Raw genomic sequence first — 291 nt, 5'->3', positions numbered from 1 at the left:
AGTGCTCACACAGATTGTCTGATGAAAAGTAAATAGCAAGGCGTCTTGCGATTGAGACTTCAGTGTCCCCTTCGTCTAGAGGCCCAGGACACCGCCCTTTCACGGCGGTAACAGGGGTTCGAATCCCCTAGGGGACGCCACTTGCTGGTATGTGTGAGTGAAAGTCGCCGACCGAAGTATCTCAAAACTGACTTCCGAGTCACGTTTGAGATATTTGCTCTTTAAAAATCTGGATCAAGCTGAAAATTGAAACGACACACTGTTTCATTTCTCCGTAATAAGAAATGAAAA

At 46.0% G+C, this 291-nt stretch carries 1 tRNA gene; it reads left to right on the top strand.

Annotation, left to right across the window (positions count from 1 at the left end):
• Positions 1–64 precede the first annotated feature (64 nt).
• Positions 65–140: transfer RNA gene (locus tag OGY72_RS00800), tRNA-Glu, on the top strand.
• Positions 141–291: the final 151 nt, after the last annotated feature.

Origin of the sequence: Citrobacter sp. Cpo221 (assembly GCF_030332345.1) — a bacterium.
Lineage (GTDB): Bacteria > Pseudomonadota > Gammaproteobacteria > Enterobacterales > Enterobacteriaceae > Citrobacter > Citrobacter portucalensis.
Note: the sequence above shows the minus strand (reverse complement) of the source record. Positions and strands in the feature narration are given on the sequence as shown.